The following is a 16,529-nucleotide window of genomic DNA, read 5'->3' as shown; positions in this document are numbered from 1 at the left end:
TCTGGCGCAATAGCGTCAGGCGGTCTCCCGCGCCTCGCCGTCGCCTTCGCGCAGCCGTCCGTGCGGCTGGCGCGAGGCGATGATGCAGAGCGAGGTGATGTCCGTGCCCCGGTCGCGGCGCATGACGCCTTCGCTGACGCTCACTCCGGCGAAGCCGGCGGCGGCAAGCAGGTCTCGGACATAGTCCGGGGCATGGGCGAAGCGGCGGCTGTCACGCAGCGTCACGCCGTCCTCGCCCTTTTCCACCGTGAAGGCGAGCCAGCCGGTCTCGGCGAGAGAGCCCGCGCACCAGGCGATGATGTCTTCGAGCGCGCCGACATAGGTGAAGACGTCGGCCGCGACGATCAGGTCGTAGCGCTCCGCGCCGATTTCGAGGCGGGCGATATCGGCCTTGTCGAGCCGGTCATAGACGCCCTTGCGGCGCGCTTCGGCCAGCATGCGGGCGGAGAGGTCATTGCCGTCGAGCCGGCCGCAGACCGGGCGGAGATATTCGCCCATCAGGCCGGTGCCGCAGCCGAGGTCGAGCGCATGTCCGGCGCGGGTGAAACCGGTGGCGCGCAGCGCGTCCATGATCAGCTGCGGGCCGCGATAGCCGAGCTTGCCGACGAGGGATTGCTCGAAGCGCGGCGCATACTGGTCGAACAGAAGCTCGACGAAGGCGGGGGGCAGGGATTCCGCCAGCGGTTCCGGGCGCAGGAGGTCGCGCTTCGGTCCGGCACCGAGGGGATCGGCCGGGTCGATCTCGACGCAGCGGGCCCAGGCGGCGTCGGCGGCTTCGGTGCGTCCGGCCTTTTCCTGCCACTCGCCGAGCCGGTACCAGCCGGCGCTCCAGTTCGGGGCCAGTTCCAGCGCGCCGGCCATGACTTCGCAGGCGCCGTCGAGATCACCCGCTGCGGCGAGGCTTTCGGCGAATTCGGCGCGGCGGTCCGCGGCAGGATCGCCCGAGAGGAAGACAGGTCCGGCCATGGCGGCGGCTTTCGAAAGTCCGCTCATTGACCGCTGGGGGTCACGCGGCGGAGGGGCGCTGCATCCGGCGCGCCGGTGCATCGCGCGGCGAATTAGGGCTGACCCCCTCGGCTGTCAATCGGAATCGGATCGCCTGCCTCGGCAGCGTCCTCCGGGCATTGACTCTTCGTTCCGCTTGAGGATTCATGACGAGAACAAAAGCGGAACAAACTCGTGAAGGATGTGCGCCCGAAACCCCCGGACCTGAGTCTCGTCTCGCCCTTCCTGCGCTCCGGCGATGCGCTGGAGCCGCCGGAACGGGCCGAGACGGGCGAGGGGGCGGAAGGGCCGGATTTTCCGGCCGGGCGGGCGGAGCTGACCGAGGTGTTCGCCAGCGGCGGGGATGCCGGCGCGATCGGTTTCGCGCTGGCCCAGCTGCCGGCCGGAAAACCGCTTCTGTGGGTCCAGGACCGGCTCTCGGCGCTGGAAGCCGGCCGGCCGCATGGCGGCGGGCTCAAACGCTTCGGCGCGGATCCGGACCGGCTGGTTCTCGTCTGTGCCCGGGATGCGGGCGATGTGCTCTGGACGATGGAGGAAGGCCTGAAATGCGCGGCGCTCGGCGGTGTGATCGGAGAGGTATGGGGCGCAGCCCGTGCGCTCGACTTCACCGCATCCAAGCGTCTGGCGCTGCGCGCGGAGCGCACCGGGATTCCGGTCACGCTCCTGCGCTTTTCCGCGCCGGAAGACCTGTCCGCCGCGCGGCGGCGCTGGCGGGTGACCTCGCTGCCGTCCGCGCCGCATCCCGGCGATCCGAAGGCGCCCGGCGCGCCGCGCTGGCGGGCCGAGCTGTTCCGGGCACGGGACCGGACGCCCGGCGTGTGGGAGGCGGAATATGACGGCGCGGCGCATCGTCTCCGTCTGGCTCCTGCGCTTCCCGATCCAGCGCTGGCGCCGGCGCAACTTCGGGCCGCAAGCGGGTGAGGAGGACGATCCGCTCGTCCTGTCCCTCCAGGGGCCGCACGGGCCGGTCATCCACGATCTCAACGCCGCGGCGGTCCGCGAGGGGCTGAGCCGGGGCGGCCGGGTGACGGACGCGAAGACGCGCGTGCCGGGTCTTCTTGTCGCCGAGGCCAACCCGGAAGCCGATGCGAGCGACCTCAAACGCCTGGCGGCGTGGTCGCGGCGCTGGTGCCCGTGGACGCGGGCCGACGGAACGGACGGCCTCCTCCTCGACACGACCGGGTCGGATCATCTCAAAGGCGGGGAGGCGGCGATGCTCGCCGACATGCTGCAGGCCTTTGCGGCCTCGGGCCTGACCGCGCGGCTGGCCGTCGCGCCCACCACCGGGGCGGCCTGGGCGCTGGCGCGGCGGGCGCCGGGCGTGATGACGGTCTGCCGCGAAGGCGAGACGGCGGAGCGGCTTGCCCGCCTGCCGGTCGAGGCGTTGCGGCTCGACGGGGAGACCGCGCTGCTCCTGAACCGGCTGGGTCTGAAGACGATCGGCGCGGTGGCGGCGGTGCCGCGCGAAGCACTGATGCGCCGCTTCCGCAGCCGCAGGGAGGCGTGGCGCAACCCGGTGATCCGGCTCGACCAGGCTTTCGGGCGGCTCGCCGAGCCGCTGAAGCCCGGCCTGCCGGAGACCCCGATGCGGGCGATGAAACGCTTCGTCGAACCGGTCGGGGGCGTGGAGAATGTCACCGTCATCCTGAAGGCACTTCTGGATGATCTGTGTCCGGAAATGGAGAAGCGCGGCGCGGGGGCGCGGCGGCTGAAGCTGACCGGTTACCGCACCGATGGCGGCACATCCTCCGTATACGTTGCGGTCAGCCGGGCGAGCCGCGAGGCGGCGCATCTGGCCAAGCTGTTTGCGCACCGGCTAGACCGGCTCGATTGCGGCTATGGCTTCGATGCGATGACGCTCGACGTCATGGCCTTCGATCCGATGGACAGCGGGGCGCAGGATCTCGAGGGCAAGAGCGCGGCCAGCGTCGATGTCACGCGCCTGATCGACCGGCTGACGGCGCGGCTGGGTCCCGAAGCGGTGATGCGCCCGGTGGCACAGGGCAGTCATTTGCCGGAGCGCGCGGAAATCTACACCCATGCCGGAAAACCGGGCGGCGGTGCGGTGCGTACGGAGCGCGCCCGGCCGCTGCGGCTCTTGCAATATCCGCAGGAGGCGCAGGTGCTCTATGCCGTGCCGGAGGGCCCGCCCGCGCGTCTCGTCTGGCAAAGGCGGACGCGGCGGCTGGTCCGAAGCGAGGGGCCGGAGCGGATCGCGCCGGAATGGTGGCGCGAGAAGTCGACGACACGCTTGCGGGACTATTACCGCGTCGAGGACGAGGCCGGGCGGCGCTACTGGATCTACCGCGAGGGCCTGCCCGATGACGGGCGGGGCGGGTCGCCGCGCTGGTTCGTGCACGGGCTGGATGCGTGATGCCCGATACGCCGCTGACCCCCGACAAGCGCACACTGGCCGATCCGGACCAGTTCACGCCCAATCCGCGTGCGGATTATGTCGAGCTGGGCATCACGTCCTGCTTCTCCTTCCTGCGCGGCGCGTCGGATGCGACGGACCTGGTGCTGGCCGCCTGGGCGCTCGGCTATGACGCGATCGGGATTGCCGACCGCAACACGATGGCCGGCGTCGTCCGCCTGCACACGGAAGCGAAGACGGCGAAGCTGCGCCCCGTCATCGGTGTGCGGCTCGACCTGCTCGATGCGCCGTCCGTCTATGCCTGGCCGAAGACGCGGGCGGGCTATGGCGCGCTGTGCAAGCTGCTCTCCGCCGGGAAGATGCAAACCGCTGACGGTGAGTGGCAGGCCAAGGGCGTATGCGACATCACGCTTAGAATGGCGGGGGACATTCTCAGGGCGGAGGACGGTGTCGTGCTGGCCGCCATCCCCGGCGAGGATATCGGCGCCTTCGCCGCCGAACTGCCGCGCCTGACCGCGGCGCTGCCGGGGCTCAGCCATGTCATGGCGAGCTGGCTCTACCGGGGCGATGACCGGGCGCGGATCAACCGGCTCGACCGGCTGGCGCGGAGCCACCGCCTGAAACTGCTGGCGACGAATGACGTCCATTATCACGCGCCGGAGCGCCGCCCGCTGCAGGACGTGATGACCTGCATTCGTGAGAAGACGACGATCTTCGAGGCGGGCACACGGCTGGAGGCCAATGCCGAGCGTTATCTGAAAAGCCCGCGCGAAATGGCGCGGCTGTTCTCCGACTGGCCGGACGCGATCGCGGAGACGCGGCGCATCGCCGATGCCTGCAGTTTTTCGCTGTCGGAACTGCGCTACGAATACCCCAAGGAGACGGTGCCGGAGGGCAAGACGCCGGACGAATGGTTGCGCGAACTGACCTATCGCGGCGTGGCGGAACGCTATCCGGAGGGGCTCAGCGGGAAGGTCAGCGGGCTTCTGGAGAAGGAGCTGGCGCTGATCGCGAAGCTCGATATCGCCCGCTATTTCCTGACCATTCACGACATTGTCGCCCATGCGCGCTCGGTGGGAATCCTGTGCCAGGGGCGCGGATCGGCGGCGAACAGCGCGGTCTGCTATTGCCTGAAGATCACCTCGGTCGACCCGGCGCAGCACGAATTGCTGTTCGAGCGCTTCATCTCCGAGGAGCGCGTCGAGCCGCCCGATATCGACGTCGATTTCGAGCATGAGCGGCGCGAGGAGGTGATCCAGCACATCTACGCGAAATATGGCCGCGCCCGCGCCGGCCTGTGCGCCACCGTCATCCACTACCGCCCGCGCATGGCGATCCGCGAGGTCGGCAAGGTGATGGGGCTGTCGGAAGACGTGACGAGCGCGCTGGCGAAAACGGTGTGGGGCAGCTGGGGCGGGCCGGCGGACGAGCTGAAGACCGAGCAGGCCGGACTCGACATGTCGGACCCGCATCTGAGGCGCACGATCCAGCTGGCCGACCAGCTGATCGGCATGCCGCGCCACCTGTCGCAGCATGTCGGCGGCTTCATCCTGACCGAGAACCCGCTGGTCGAGACCGTGCCGATCGGAAACGGCGCGATGGCCGACCGCAGCTTCATCGAGTGGGACAAGGACGACATCGAGGCGCTGGGCATCTTCAAGATGGATGTGCTGGCGCTGGGGATGCTGACCTGTATCCGCAAATGCTTCGATATGATCGCGGCGCAGTATGGCGAGCGCTGGACGCTGGCGACGGTGCCGCAGGAGGACAAGGCCGTCTACGACATGCTGTGCGAGGGGGATTCGCTCGGCGTCTTCCAGGTCGAAAGCCGGGCGCAGATGAACATGCTGCCGCGGCTTCGGCCGCAGACTTTCTACGACCTCGTCATCGAGGTGGCGATCGTGCGGCCCGGCCCGATCCAGGGCGACATGGTGCATCCCTATCTGCGCCGCCGGCAGGGCAAGGAGCGGACTGTCTACCCCTCGCCCGGACCGGGCCATGATCCCGACGAGTTGAAGAAGATCCTCGGGCGGACGCTGGGCGTGCCGATCTTCCAGGAACAGGCGATGAAGATCGCCCTCGTGGCGGCGCAATTTTCGACGGCCGAGGCGAACCAGCTCAGGAAGGCGATGGCGACCTTCCGGTCGAAGGGCATGGTGAGCGCGCACAAGGAGAAGATGGTCGGGCGGATGGTGGCGCGCGGCTATGACCCCGATTTCGCGGCGCGGTGTTTCTCGCAGATCGAGGGGTTCGGCGAATACGGCTTTCCGGAGAGCCATGCCGCCAGCTTTGCCCACCTCGTCTACATTTCGAGCTGGCTGAAATACCATTACCCGGCCGCCTTCGCGGCGGCCCTGCTCAATTCCCAGCCGATGGGATTCTACGCCCCGGCACAGATTGTCCGCGATGCGCGCGAGCACGGCGTCACCGTGCTCGATGCGGACGTGAACTATTCCGACTGGGACAATGTGCTGGAGCCGCGTGCGGGGGCCAGCGCGGGCAAGGAGGCGGGTTTCGCCCTGCGGCTCGGCCTCCGGCAGATCGACGGGCTCGCCAGCGAGGACGGGGCGCGGCTGATGGACGGGCGCGGGCGGCCTTACGAGACGGTCGAGGAGCTGCGCAGCCGTGCCAGGGTTTCGGCGCGCGGGATCGAGCTTCTGGCCTCGGCCGATGCCTTCCGGTCGATCGGGCTCGACCGGCGCGCGGCGCTCTGGGATGCGCGGGCGATCAAGAATGCACCCGACCTGCCGCTCTTCACCCATGGCGAGACGGCGGACGAGGGGGCGGACACGCCCGTGCCCCTGCCGGCCATGCCGCTGAGCGAGCATGTCATCGCCGACTATCAGACGCTGTCGCTGTCGCTGAAGGCGCACCCGATGCGCTTCCTGCGCGCGGACTATGCCGGGCGCGGCTTCATCCCGGCGGCGGATCTGAAATCCCTGCGCTCCGGGCGGCGGGTTTCGGTCTCGGGCCTTGTCCTGATCCGCCAGCGGCCGGGCAGCGCGAAAGGCGTCGTCTTCGTCACGATCGAGGACGAGACGGGCGTCGCCAATCTCGTCGTCTGGCCGGACACGCTGAAACGCTTCCGGTCCACCGTGATGGGTGCGCGGCTGATGGCGGTCGAAGGCAGTGTCCAGTCGGAAGACAATGTCATCCACGTCGTCGCGCGGACCATCATGGACGAGACCGCGCTGCTCTCTTCGCTGTCGGACGATCTCCTGAAGACGCGGCTCGCCCATGCCGACCACGGGGTCGCGCCGTTGCCGAGCCACACCCAGCGCCATCCGAGGAATGTCCGGGTGATCCCGAAAAGCCGTGACTTTCACTGATCCTCGCTGTCGTCCTTGTCCGGAAGCTTGTCCGGATCGGTGGCATCGAGCCGGCGCAGGAACAGAAGGCTGATCAGATTGATCAGCGCGAGAACGATCGCGATGTTGAACCGGCCCATGCCGGTCGCCAGGCCGATCGCGCCCGCATTCCAGATACTGGCCGCAGTCGCGAGGCCATGAACGGTCGTGCCGTTCTTCAGGATCGCCCCGCCGCCGATGAAGCCGATGCCGGTGATCACGCCCTGGATGACGCGGGCGTCGGCGTCCGGATAGCCCTCGGTGATCGGGCGCAGGATCAGCGCGATGCCGCAGGCGGCCATGGCGACAATGGGCAGGGTGCGGAAGCCATTGTGACGCTTGCCATAGCCCCGCTCCCACGCGATCGGCAGGGCGAGGATGAAGGCCGCGACGATGGCGACGCCATCGCGCAGCAATATGTCCAGGTCGAGATTGAGGGATTCCATCGGTTTGAAGAACCGGTGAGACGCCGCCGGGTTCCACGCAGCGGCGCGGCGAACGATACGGCTGCTCGCGCGTTGATCCCGGGAGACCAGAAAGAGGTGCCCCATGGCCCGCTGCGACCAATGCGGAAACGACTATCACGACCCGATGACGGTCACCCGGAAGGGCGAGAGCTTCACTTTCGACAGCTTCGAATGCGCCATCGCCAAGCTGGCACCGGAATGCGCGAAATGCGGCACAAGGGTTGTCGGTCACGGCGTCGAGAGCGACACGGCCATCTATTGCTGTGCGCATTGCGCCAACGAGGCTGGCGACGCGGCCCGCGCCTGAAATTCCGGCAAGCGTCGCGAAAGTTTTCGAAAACCGTCTGAACCATTTCCCCGAACGCGCGTTAACCCTTCTGGAAATTCGCGCAAAAGGGGAGCTATGCGCGCATCAGTTTCATCCCGTCCGCGGCCGGTCAGAGTCGCGGCCCTTCACATGTTCCGGTGGTTATTGTTGCTGCCGGCCGCCGCCCTGATTCTCTCCGCATGCGACGTCAATTCCAGCCCCGGCGAACGGGTGCTGGCTGCGTGCCTGGAGGACGAATACCCGTCCCCGGCCTGCCGCTGCTATGTCGGCGAGGTCCGCGACACTCTCACCTGGAGCCAGCTCACGCGCTACGACCGCATGGCGGGCGAGGGTTATTATTCGGACCGCAACCGCCTGCGCTCCGTGTTCCAGGAGGAGGGCGACTTCTTCGAACGCGCGGCGCGGACCTGCGACCTCAATCTCTGGGCCGCGTCGGTCTCACAGCCCGACCCGGGCAGCGTCTCCCTTCCCAGTCACGAAACCGCTATTCCGCCCACCAATCCGCCCCTCAGCAATACCCCGTCCGGCGGGCCGTCCTTCCTCACGGGGAGCGGACCGCGCGGCCGGCCGGGATACGAGCCGCTCTACGAGTTTCCGCGCGAGCCCTGGCCCTATCGCCTCGGCGAGGACGACCAGTCGCCGATCTGCATTCGCGGCTTCGGCTATGGCGAGGCGGGGTGCATGCCGCGCGAGCAGGCCGCCCGGCTCTACAATGACGGCGCACGCTACTGGCTGCTTCGCGGTGATGCGGAACTGGCGACGGTCGATCTTCAACGCCTGACCGATCGCGACTACCGCTACGATCCCGGCAGTCCGGACTATCGCGACCGGCCCTATTTCGAACATGACCGCGGGTCGATGCGCCGGGTGATGCGGTTCTGGAACCGCTCGGTCGACTGGGGCCGCCCGTTCGGCGCACAGTCCGCGCTGATGGCGCAGCGCCGCCTGCAGGCGCACATGGTGCAGTGCGAATCCTCACCCGGCAGCCTCGCGCGCGTGGCCCGGCGGGGGCCGGACCAGATTGGCGACGTGATCAGCCTGGAATTGCGGCAGGCCGCGCTTGCCTCGCTCGGCTATTACGCGGGCGATATCGACGGACATTACGGCCCGACGACACGCGACGCGGTGCGCGGTTTCCAGCGCGAACTCGGCTATGACGAGACCGGGACGCTGACCCCGCGCCAGACGACGCTGCTGATCTGTCACGCGGCACAGACGGCACGCGAACCGCATCTGCAGAACGCGCTGGGGATTATGTACGCGACCGGGCTCGGCGTGGAATACAATCCCGACCTGTCGCTCGAATGGTTCGAAACCGCGGCGCGCCGCGACGATCCCGACGCCTATTTCAACCTCGCCATCGTGTTCGGAACCGGTGCCGTTCTGGGCAGCTACCGCCTTTGCGGCATCATCGAGAATCCGGAACGTGCCGACGCCTATCTGCGCGACGCCGCGCGGCTCGGGCACACCACCGCCCAGCGCTGGCGCGCCTCGCGCGAGTTCAACGCCCAGCCGAACGCGGCCGACCGCTGGCAGCTGATCTCCACAAGGCTGGAATCCGCCGCGATCTCGCGCGGCAGCCTCTTCTATCTCGACTGGCGCAACCGGATCGATCTCGACCGGCTGGAATCGGCACCCCTGCAATGCCTGGAGGCCCAGTGATGGCCCGGCGGACAACAAATGGAGTCCCAGTGATGAAACGCTTCGCCCTGATCGCCGCGCTGGCCCTCGGGGGCTGCGCTTCGTCCGGCCACTACGAGGGCTATGACCGCTATGGCCGGCATGACGGCTATTATGATCCCTATCCGCAATACCCGCCGGCCCGCCATACCGGGCGTGGCGCTGATTCTGCAGATACGGCGGAACGGGTGTGTTCCATCGACCCGCTGACGGCGGCGCGCGAGGAATGGACCACCGAGATCCACGAAGGCGGCTATCGTTCCGGCTCCGGCCGCACCGAAAGCCGGCTGACGACGGCCGAACGGCCCTGGGGGCCGCAGACCGAAACGGTCGAGCTGGTGCGGGCGTTCGAGACCGATCTCGACGCGGCCTACCGGTTCGCGACGGCGTCCTGCCAGTCCTATGCGATCTGCATGGAAGAGCGGGGCTATGACGAGTACGCCTGCCAGGGTGCGGCCGACCAGTGGCGGCAAGCCCGGACGGAGTTCAACGCGATGTCCGGACGGCTCGCCGAGATCCGCTTGGAAATCGCCGAGCGGTGCCGGGACTGTTATGGCGACTGGCGGCGGCATGACGGTTACCGGGAGCATTACCGCTACCGCGATCGCGGCCATTATGCCCACCGCCGCCACCGGGACCGGGATTGCGACGGCATTCTGGGCGAGGTGTTCACGACCGGCGAGTGCGAATACCGGCAGAACGAATACTATCGCGGCGGCGAGCGCCGGCATCATCGCCGTTACCGCTACTAGATTCCCGGGTCACGACTTGCGAGTGGAATGCGCGCCCGGCAGGCCGATCAGCTCGTCCTGATCGTGGTCCGTCCGGCGCGGCACGACGCTGAAGCTCGCATCGCTTTCCAGAACGACCCACCGGACATCCGACAGGTGGTTGAGGCCGTTTTCCCGTACAGCGGCGTTGATCTCGCTCTCGGTGATGCGCTCCTCGCGCATGGCGGACCGGCGGAAATTTCCGTCGAACAGAAGGGTCGGGCGGGATTTGATGACGCGCTCCACCCAGTCGAACCGCGCCGCCCCGAGGGTGAAAAGGTATTGCAGGCCCATCAGCAGGCCGATCGCGAACACCGCTTCGGCGAGGGTCACGTCCTCGATCACCAGCAATGAGCCGACGAGCGAGCCCATCGCCACGGTGACGATCCAGTCGAAATTGTTCATCTGCGAGGTGGAGCGCTTACCGCTGAGGCGGATGAAGGCGATGATGGCGAGGTAGACGAGCGGGGCCGTCACGGCGATCGAGACGATATTGCCCCAGCCGTCGAAAAAGATGTCCGGCATGGAGAGTCTCCTTCCTCAAACGGGCCTCAACGGAACGGTTGCGCGGGGCGGGTGTTCCCTATGCGTGGAAGACCTGTCCCAAGCCCTCGGCTTCGCCCGCTCGGATCTGGGCATTGCCGCCGCCCTGTCGCGGCTCGCTGCCGCGCTGGTGTGCGGCGGGCTGATCGGGCTCGACCGGGAACTCCACCGGCGACCGGCGGGGCTGCGTACCCACATGCTGGTGGCGCTGGCGTCCGCGCTTTTCACCATCCTGACCTTCGAGATCGTCGCCTCGGTTGACATGCAGGGCGAGGCGCTGGGCGTCGACCCGGTGCGCGTGGTGGAAGCGCTGACCGCCGGCGTCGCCTTCCTTGCGGCGGGCACGATCCTGGTGAACAAGGGCGATGTGAAAGGCCTGACCACCGGGGCGAGCCTGTGGCTCGCCGGGGCGGCGGGCCTCGCGACGGGCATGGGCCTCTACTGGCTCGCCTATGCGGTCACGATTGCCGCGCTCATCGTCCTGATCGTCATGGAAGTCGCCAAGATCGCGATCGGCAAATGGACCAGCGACTGGCGCAAGAAGCTTGAGGACTGATTTCCGTCGGTCGCTTTTTCGAACCGCATAACCGGTTTCCACTTTTGCTGAAAAAGCTCCTTGGCTATCCCCCGATGATTTCCCCGCCATTCGGGTGCAGCACCTGGCCGGTCATGTAGGAAGAATCCGCGCAGGCAAGGAAGAGGTGGCAGGTCGCCACTTCGTTGGGCTGGCCGGCGCGGCCGAGCGGCTGGCCGGAGCCGAAGTCGGCCACCTTGTCTGCCGGAAAGGTCGCCGCGATCAGCGGGGTCCAGATCGGCCCCGGCGCGACGGCGTTCACGCGGATGCCCTTCTTCGTGCCGATCTGCGACAGAGAGCGGGTGAAGGCGGTGACCGCCCCCTTGGTGGCGGAGTAATCGACCAGATGGTGACTGCCGCGATAGGCGGTGATGGACGTCGTGTTGACGATGGCCGACCCTTTTCCCATCCGCTTCATGGCCGCCTGCGCCATGTAGAAATAGCCGAACATGTTGGTCTCGAACGTCTTCTTCAGCTGGCTCGGCGGGATGTCCTCGAAGTCGTCGGCCGGGTGCTGCTCGGCGGCATTGTTCACGAGCACGTCGAGCCGGCCGAAGCGATCGATTGTCTGCTTCACGGCGTCCGCGCAGAATCCCGGATCGGCGACATCACCTGCAATAAGCAGGGCTTCGGAGCCTTCGTCCTCGACGGCCTGTCTGGTCGTTTCGGCGTCCCGGTCCTCGTCGAGATAGACGAGGGCAAGCTTCGCACCCTCCCGGGCGAACAGGACGGCACAGGCGCGGCCGATGCCACTGTCTCCGCCGGTGATCAGTGCGACCTTGCCCTCGAGCCGGCCCGAGCCGGGAAAGCGTGGGGCGAAATCCGGCTCCGGGTCGAGCTTGCTCTCGACTCCCGGCTGGCGGTTCTGGTGCTGGGCGGGACGTTCGGTCATGGCGCGCTCCTTTCTCGAGGAAGCAACGCCGGGGCGTGAGGTGCGTTCCCTAGAGGACCGCGTCGAGACGCGCTTTGGTCAGTGACTGGCGCACCATGTGATAGCCTTCCCACGGGTCGGATTTCAGCCGCTTCAGCCGGGCGTCGATATTGTCGAGCGTGAACTGGTTTGCCGCCTTGATGCGCGACAGCTCGTCCCAGGAGACGGGCGTGGCGACCGGTGCATGCTCCCGGGCGCGGGGCGAATAGGGCGCGATGGCGGTGGCGCCGCGCTCATTGCGCAGCCAGTCGATGAAGATCTTTCCCTTGCGCTTGGCCTTGGAGGCTTGCGCGACATAGCGGTCCGGGTCCGCCTCGGCCAGTTTCGTGGCCAGGCCCTTCGCGAAGTCCTTCACCTCGTCCCAGGAATTGCGCCGCTCGATCGGCACAACGACATGGATGCCCTTGCCGCCGGTGAGGAGGGGGAAGCTTTCCAGTCCCATCGCGCCGAGGACGTCGCGCAATTCGCGGGCGGCGGTCTTCAGGTCGCCGAAGTCGTAACCCTCGTCCGGGTCGAGGTCGAAAACAATGCGTTCGGGCTTCTCGACCCTGTCCGCGCGAGCGCCCCAGACATGGAGTTCCAGCCCGCCGATCTGGGCCGCGCCGACAAGGCCGGCCGCGTCGGTGATCTTCAGATAGCTGGCCTTGCCGCCGTCCTTTTCCCGGATCTCCACCGTCTTCAGCGCGTCGGGCGTCGAGGCGTTGTGATGCTTCTGGAAGAAGCATTCGCCGTCGCGTCCGGACGGGCAGCGGATCAGGCTCAGGGGCCGGTCCTTCACATGTTCGAGGATGCGATCGGCGTGGGCGGCATAGTATTCCGCGATGGCGCGCTTGGTCGCGCCCTGACCGGGATACATCACCCGGTCAGGGTGGGTGATCCTGACGCCGCAAAACGTCGCCGTGCCGTCTCCGGACGCGGGCATTTTCACCTCCTTCGCCGGTTTGTCCTCGCGCAATCCCAGAAAGCTCGGATGGCGCAGCATCCCATCGGACGTGCGCTCGGTATAGGCGATCTGGGCAACGAGATCGGGGGTCAGCCAGACGGCGCCGCGTTTCGCATCCGCGGGTAGATCCTCCACCGGCGGGGTCTTGCGCTCCAGACGCTTCATCTTTTTCGACAGGCTGTCGAACAGGGCCTCGTTGAAGCCGGTGCCGACCCGGCCGCGGTATTTCAGCGTTTCGCCCTCGTATTCGCCCAGCAGGAGCGAGGCGAAGGGACGGCCCTTCTTGTCGGACTTGCGGTAGCCGATCACGACGAACTCGTCATTGCCGACGCATTTCGACTTGATCCAGAGGGTGCCGCGTCCGGAGCGGTAGGACGCATCGAGCTTCTTGGAAATGATGCCTTCCAGATGCATGTCGCAGGCCCGGGCGATGACCTCGTCGCCCTGGCCCTCGATATGCTCGGAATAGCGCACCGGTCCGTCCGCCCTGCCGAGAACGGCCCTGAGCGCGGTCTTGCGGGCTTTCAGCGGTTCCTTCTTCAGATCGGTGCCGTTGAGGGCGAGGAGGTCGAAGGCGAAATAGGCGAGGGCGACTTTCTCCTCTCCGGCGCGTTGCAGGGCGGAGAAATTCGAGTGCCCCTCCTCGTCGACCGCGACGAGTTCGCCATCGATCGCGGCGCTGTCGACATCGAGGCCGGCGAGCGCGTCCGCGATGGGGCGGTATTTCCCGGTCCAGTCCTTGCCGTTGCGGGTGACGAGCCGGACCTTGCCACCGCCGATCAGCGCCTGCAGGCGGTAGCCGTCATACTTCACCTCGTGCAGCCAATCGTCGCCTTCCGGGGGTGCGTCGCGCAGAGATGCGAGCTGGGGTTCGGTGAAGGCCGGGGGCTTGCCCGTCGCCTTCGCGTCCTTGCGGGGCGGGGTATGTTTGGCGGGAGCCTTGCCAGAATAATCCTTGCCCTTCCTGTAGCGTTCGCCTTCGTCGGAGATCGCGTCCAGATCGCGGCCGGTCTCGACGCTCGCCGTCCAGGCCTCGACCGGGTCGGTATCCTCGTCGGCGTGCTCGTCCTTCTCCTTGATGAGCAGCCAGTTTTCGCGCGTCTCGCCCTTGTCCGACATGCGGATCAGCGCCCAGCCGCCCTTCAGGCGTTCGCCATGGAGGGTGAATTTGAGTTCGCCCTTTTCGAGGCCCTTTTTCGGGTCCTCCTTCGGTTCCCATTCGCCCCTGTCCCAGAGCATCACGGTGCCGGCACCATAGCCCTTCGGGATGACGCCCTCGAAGCCGGCGTATTCGACCGGGTGATCCTCGGTGCGCACGGCGAGGCGCTTGTCGGACGGGGTCAGGCTGGGCCCCCTGGTCACGGCCCAGCTTTTCAGGACTCCGTCGAGTTCGAGGCGGAAGTCGAAGTGAAGCCGCGACGCGTCATGCTTCTGGATCAAATAGCGGCGGCCGCGTTCCTGCCCCGCCGCACCCTCGGGCTCGGGCGTGACCGCGAAATCGCGTTTCTTCTTGTAGTCCTTCAAGAGGATGTCGATCTTGCCCATGGGTCAGCTCGCCTTCTTCTTGCGGCTCCCGGACGATTTCGAGGATTTCGATTTCGAAGCGGACTTCCTGCCGCCGCCTTTCGCGACGCTCTTCTTCAGCGCATCCATCAGGTCGATGACCTTGCCGCCGCCCGAGGGGTGGGCCTCGTCCTCGTCGATATCGGAGACGGAGCCGGTCTTGCGCTTCTCCTCGATGAGGTCGCGCAGCGCGTCGGCATATTGCGACTGGAATTTCCCGGCCTCGAAGGGGGCGGTCTTGCGCTCGATCAGCTCGCCCGCGAGGTCGAGCATTTCCTTGTCCGGCCTGGTGTCCGGAACCGCGTCAAACATGGAATCGCTTTCGCGGATTTCCTCGGCATAGCGCAATGTCTCGAGCAGAAGGCCGTCGCCGCAGGGCCGGATGGCGACGACATAGTCCCGCCCGCGTACCGCCATTTGCCCGAGGGCCACACGCCTTGCCTTGCGCAGCGCTTCGCGGATCACGACGAAGCCCTGTTCGGCGACATCATCGTCGGCCGGCAGTACGTAATAGGGCTTCTCGAAATAGCGCGGGTCGATCTCGCCCTGTTCGACGAACTGGACGAGGTCGATCGTGCTCTTCGTCTCCAGCCTGATCTCGTCGAGTTCGTCAGGCTCGATCAGAACGTATTCGTCCTTGCCTGTGGCAAAGCCCTTCACGATGTCGTCGGTATCGACCGGGCCGACGCCGGGGGCGATCTTCTGATAGCGGACGCGTTTGCCCGACGGCTTGTGAATCTGGTGCAGGCGGAGCCGTGACGTGCTCTTGGTGGCCGAGTAGAGCTCGACGCCGATGGTGACGAGCGAGAGGCGGAGATGGCCTTTCCAGTAAGCGCGGGCGGGCATGAAACGTCCTCCGGTGGAGTCAGCGATTCAACACGCCGGAGGCGGCCCGGTTCCGAAGGTCAGTCCGGTTTGCGGTCTTCTTCCTCGTAGATCGCGCGCGATCCGAGGTCCTGCCGGATCTTCTCGTCCTCGGTCAGCTTGCGCCGCGTGACCATGATGTAGCCCACGGCGATTGCCAGTGCGAGCGTGCCCCCGCCGACGGCGAGGAACCAGATGATGGACAGGTCGAGCATGGGTTTCTCCCGGTTCGGGCTGTGGGGAGGGAACCGCTGCCGCGGCGCGATGTTCCGGAACAGGTTGGGCTCTGAACGGTTGGACTCCCGAAAGACCAATCCGGGAGAAACGCCATGTCCGCCTCTCTGCGCATCGCCGCCCTGTGCGGCAGCCTTCGGGAAGATTCCTACAACCGGGCCATGCTTCAGGCCGCGTGCGACCTGTCTCCCGAGGACGTGACGGTCACCATCCATGATCTCGCCGGCACCCCCCTGTTCAACGAGGACGTCGAGGCGAAGGGCTGGCCGGAACCGGTACAGGCGCTGCGCGATGCGATGTGGAATGCCGATGGCGTGATCTTCGGCTCGCCGGAATACAATTTCTCGATCCCCGGCGTGTTGAAGAATGCCATCGACTGGCTGTTCCGTCCGGCCGGCAAGGGGCCGCTGTTCGGCAAACCCGCCTGTCTGATGGGGGCGAGCCAGGGCGCGTTCGGCACGCTGCGGGCGCAGATGCATCTGCGCGAAGTCTGCCACTACAACGCCATGCCGGTCCTGGCGAAACCCGAAATCCTGATCATGAAAGCGCAGGACAAGTTCGAGGACGGCACGCTGTCCGACGAGACGACGCGCAAGCTGATTTCGACAGCCATGGAGAAGTTTGCGGTTCTCGTGCGGCAGCACCCTTCAACCTGAGCCAGATAAGGAGATTCCCATGACCAAGGACATCCAAGCCAAACAAGGCTCCAAGGGATTCCGTCAGGACGAGCTGGAAAGCCCGGAATCGCTCGGCGAGACCTCGGACGCCGCCAACTCGAAGTCCGGCGGCAATCTCGCCCGCGATATCGGCACCAGGGACGAGCTGAAGCGGGCCAAGGAGCGCCCGGCGGGCATGACCCGCGTCCACAAGAGCGACGAAAAAGACGAGGACTGACGCCCGGCGCGA

Annotated in this window: 15 protein-coding genes and 1 pseudogene; 9 read left to right on the top strand and 7 right to left on the bottom strand. The window is 66.9% G+C overall.

Annotated elements, in window-relative coordinates; all coding sequences use genetic code 11:
• Positions 1 to 15 precede the first annotated feature (15 nt).
• The gene (locus L5876_RS09460; protein WP_236956057.1) at positions 16 to 966 is read right to left on the bottom strand and encodes a class I SAM-dependent methyltransferase; all 951 of its coding nucleotides are present in this window, start codon (positions 964 to 966) and stop codon (positions 16 to 18) included.
• 213 nt (positions 967 to 1,179) lie between these two features.
• On the opposite strand from L5876_RS09460, the gene L5876_RS09455 reads away from it, so the two are divergent.
• The 3 genes from L5876_RS09455 to L5876_RS09445 are packed head-to-tail and all read left to right on the top strand — an operon-like array spanning position 1,180 to position 6,708.
• A complete protein-coding gene (locus L5876_RS09455) occupies positions 1,180 to 1,926 on the top strand; it encodes an ImuA family protein (protein ID WP_236956055.1) in 747 nt (248 codons plus the stop codon).
• A complete protein-coding gene (locus tag L5876_RS09450) occupies positions 1,838 to 3,379 on the top strand; it encodes a DNA polymerase Y family protein (protein WP_236956053.1) in 1,542 nt (513 codons plus the stop codon). The genes L5876_RS09455 and L5876_RS09450 overlap by 89 nt, the downstream gene beginning before the upstream one ends.
• Complete coding sequence (locus tag L5876_RS09445) at positions 3,379 to 6,708, top strand: error-prone DNA polymerase (RefSeq protein ID WP_236956051.1); 3,330 nt, start codon at positions 3,379 to 3,381, stop codon at positions 6,706 to 6,708. The genes L5876_RS09450 and L5876_RS09445 overlap by 1 nt, the downstream gene beginning before the upstream one ends.
• Here L5876_RS09445 and L5876_RS09440 read toward each other — a convergent pair.
• Positions 6,702 to 7,172 carry an MgtC/SapB family protein gene (locus L5876_RS09440; RefSeq protein ID WP_236956050.1) on the bottom strand — a complete coding sequence of 157 codons (471 nt, stop codon included), beginning with the start codon at positions 7,170 to 7,172 and terminating at the stop codon, positions 6,702 to 6,704. The two genes, L5876_RS09445 and L5876_RS09440, sit on opposite strands and share 7 nt — an antisense overlap.
• 103 nt (positions 7,173 to 7,275) lie before the next feature.
• On the opposite strand from L5876_RS09440, the gene L5876_RS09435 reads away from it, so the two are divergent.
• From L5876_RS09435 to L5876_RS09425, 3 genes are all read left to right on the top strand, one after another.
• Complete coding sequence (locus L5876_RS09435; protein ID WP_236956049.1) at positions 7,276 to 7,500, top strand: hypothetical protein; 225 nt, start codon at positions 7,276 to 7,278, stop codon at positions 7,498 to 7,500.
• A gap of 168 nt (positions 7,501 to 7,668) precedes the next feature.
• Positions 7,669 to 9,183 carry a peptidoglycan-binding protein gene (locus L5876_RS09430; RefSeq protein ID WP_236956048.1) on the top strand — a complete coding sequence of 505 codons (1,515 nt, stop codon included), beginning with the start codon at positions 7,669 to 7,671 and terminating at the stop codon, positions 9,181 to 9,183.
• Between the two features lie 32 nt (positions 9,184 to 9,215).
• On the top strand, positions 9,216 to 9,953 hold the full coding sequence (locus L5876_RS09425; protein ID WP_236956047.1) for a hypothetical protein: 738 nt from the start codon (positions 9,216 to 9,218) through the stop codon (positions 9,951 to 9,953).
• Between the two features lie 9 nt (positions 9,954 to 9,962).
• On the opposite strand, the gene L5876_RS09420 is transcribed toward L5876_RS09425, so the two are convergent.
• Entirely contained in the window at positions 9,963 to 10,496 is a 534-nt protein-coding gene (locus L5876_RS09420; RefSeq protein ID WP_236956046.1) for a DUF421 domain-containing protein, read from the bottom strand.
• A gap of 64 nt (positions 10,497 to 10,560) precedes the next feature.
• Between L5876_RS09420 and L5876_RS09415 the strand changes: the two genes are divergently transcribed.
• A complete protein-coding gene (locus L5876_RS09415; protein WP_236956044.1) occupies positions 10,561 to 11,070 on the top strand; it encodes an MgtC/SapB family protein in 510 nt (169 codons plus the stop codon).
• A 64-nt stretch (positions 11,071 to 11,134) separates the two neighbouring features.
• Here L5876_RS09415 and L5876_RS09410 read toward each other — a convergent pair.
• The 4 genes and pseudogenes from L5876_RS09410 to L5876_RS09395 form a co-directional block, all read right to left on the bottom strand.
• Positions 11,135 to 12,001: pseudogene (locus L5876_RS09410) on the bottom strand (SDR family oxidoreductase); the annotation flags it as partial.
• Between the two features lie 28 nt (positions 12,002 to 12,029).
• Positions 12,030 to 14,507 (bottom strand): DNA ligase D, encoded by a 2,478-nt coding sequence (gene ligD / locus L5876_RS09405; RefSeq protein ID WP_236956041.1) that lies wholly within the window; start codon positions 14,505 to 14,507, stop codon positions 12,030 to 12,032.
• A gap of 3 nt (positions 14,508 to 14,510) precedes the next feature.
• Positions 14,511 to 15,371 carry a Ku protein gene (locus tag L5876_RS09400; protein WP_236956040.1) on the bottom strand — a complete coding sequence of 287 codons (861 nt, stop codon included), beginning with the start codon at positions 15,369 to 15,371 and terminating at the stop codon, positions 14,511 to 14,513.
• A gap of 59 nt (positions 15,372 to 15,430) precedes the next feature.
• A complete protein-coding gene (locus L5876_RS09395; RefSeq protein WP_236956039.1) occupies positions 15,431 to 15,604 on the bottom strand; it encodes a hypothetical protein in 174 nt (57 codons plus the stop codon).
• A 114-nt stretch (positions 15,605 to 15,718) separates the two neighbouring features.
• Between L5876_RS09395 and L5876_RS09390 the strand changes: the two genes are divergently transcribed.
• A complete protein-coding gene (locus tag L5876_RS09390; protein WP_236956038.1) occupies positions 15,719 to 16,279 on the top strand; it encodes an NADPH-dependent FMN reductase in 561 nt (186 codons plus the stop codon).
• Between the two features lie 19 nt (positions 16,280 to 16,298).
• Positions 16,299 to 16,517, top strand: a complete 219-nt coding sequence (locus L5876_RS09385) for a hypothetical protein (protein ID WP_236956037.1) — start codon at positions 16,299 to 16,301, stop codon at positions 16,515 to 16,517.
• The last annotated feature ends 12 nt before the right edge of the window (positions 16,518 to 16,529 follow it).

It is taken from the genome of Hyphobacterium sp. SN044, from assembly GCF_021864465.1.
Lineage (GTDB): Bacteria > Pseudomonadota > Alphaproteobacteria > Caulobacterales > Maricaulaceae > Hyphobacterium.
The sequence above is the reverse complement of the archived record's forward strand: the minus strand, read 5'-3'. Positions and strand labels throughout refer to the sequence as shown.

Bases quoted from the DNA above. Each gene is read 5' to 3' on its own strand.
- L5876_RS09450 (WP_236956053.1), top strand. From the start codon at position 1,838: ATGACGGCGCGGCGCATCGTCTCCGTCTGGCTCCTGCGCTTCCCGATC.
- ligD (WP_236956041.1), bottom strand. From the start codon at position 14,507: ATGGGCAAGATCGACATCCTCTTGAAGGACTACAAGAAGAAACGCGAT.
- L5876_RS09435 (WP_236956049.1), top strand. From the start codon at position 7,276: ATGGCCCGCTGCGACCAATGCGGAAACGACTATCACGACCCGATGACG.
- L5876_RS09420 (WP_236956046.1), bottom strand. From the start codon at position 10,496: ATGCCGGACATCTTTTTCGACGGCTGGGGCAATATCGTCTCGATCGCC.
- L5876_RS09425 (WP_236956047.1), top strand. From the start codon at position 9,216: ATGAAACGCTTCGCCCTGATCGCCGCGCTGGCCCTCGGGGGCTGCGCT.
- L5876_RS09385 (WP_236956037.1), top strand. From the start codon at position 16,299: ATGACCAAGGACATCCAAGCCAAACAAGGCTCCAAGGGATTCCGTCAG.
- L5876_RS09395 (WP_236956039.1), bottom strand. From the start codon at position 15,604: ATGCTCGACCTGTCCATCATCTGGTTCCTCGCCGTCGGCGGGGGCACG.
- L5876_RS09445 (WP_236956051.1), top strand. From the start codon at position 3,379: ATGCCCGATACGCCGCTGACCCCCGACAAGCGCACACTGGCCGATCCG.
- L5876_RS09400 (WP_236956040.1), bottom strand. From the start codon at position 15,371: ATGCCCGCCCGCGCTTACTGGAAAGGCCATCTCCGCCTCTCGCTCGTC.
- L5876_RS09390 (WP_236956038.1), top strand. From the start codon at position 15,719: ATGTCCGCCTCTCTGCGCATCGCCGCCCTGTGCGGCAGCCTTCGGGAA.
- L5876_RS09460 (WP_236956057.1), bottom strand. From the start codon at position 966: ATGGCCGGACCTGTCTTCCTCTCGGGCGATCCTGCCGCGGACCGCCGC.
- L5876_RS09440 (WP_236956050.1), bottom strand. From the start codon at position 7,172: ATGGAATCCCTCAATCTCGACCTGGACATATTGCTGCGCGATGGCGTC.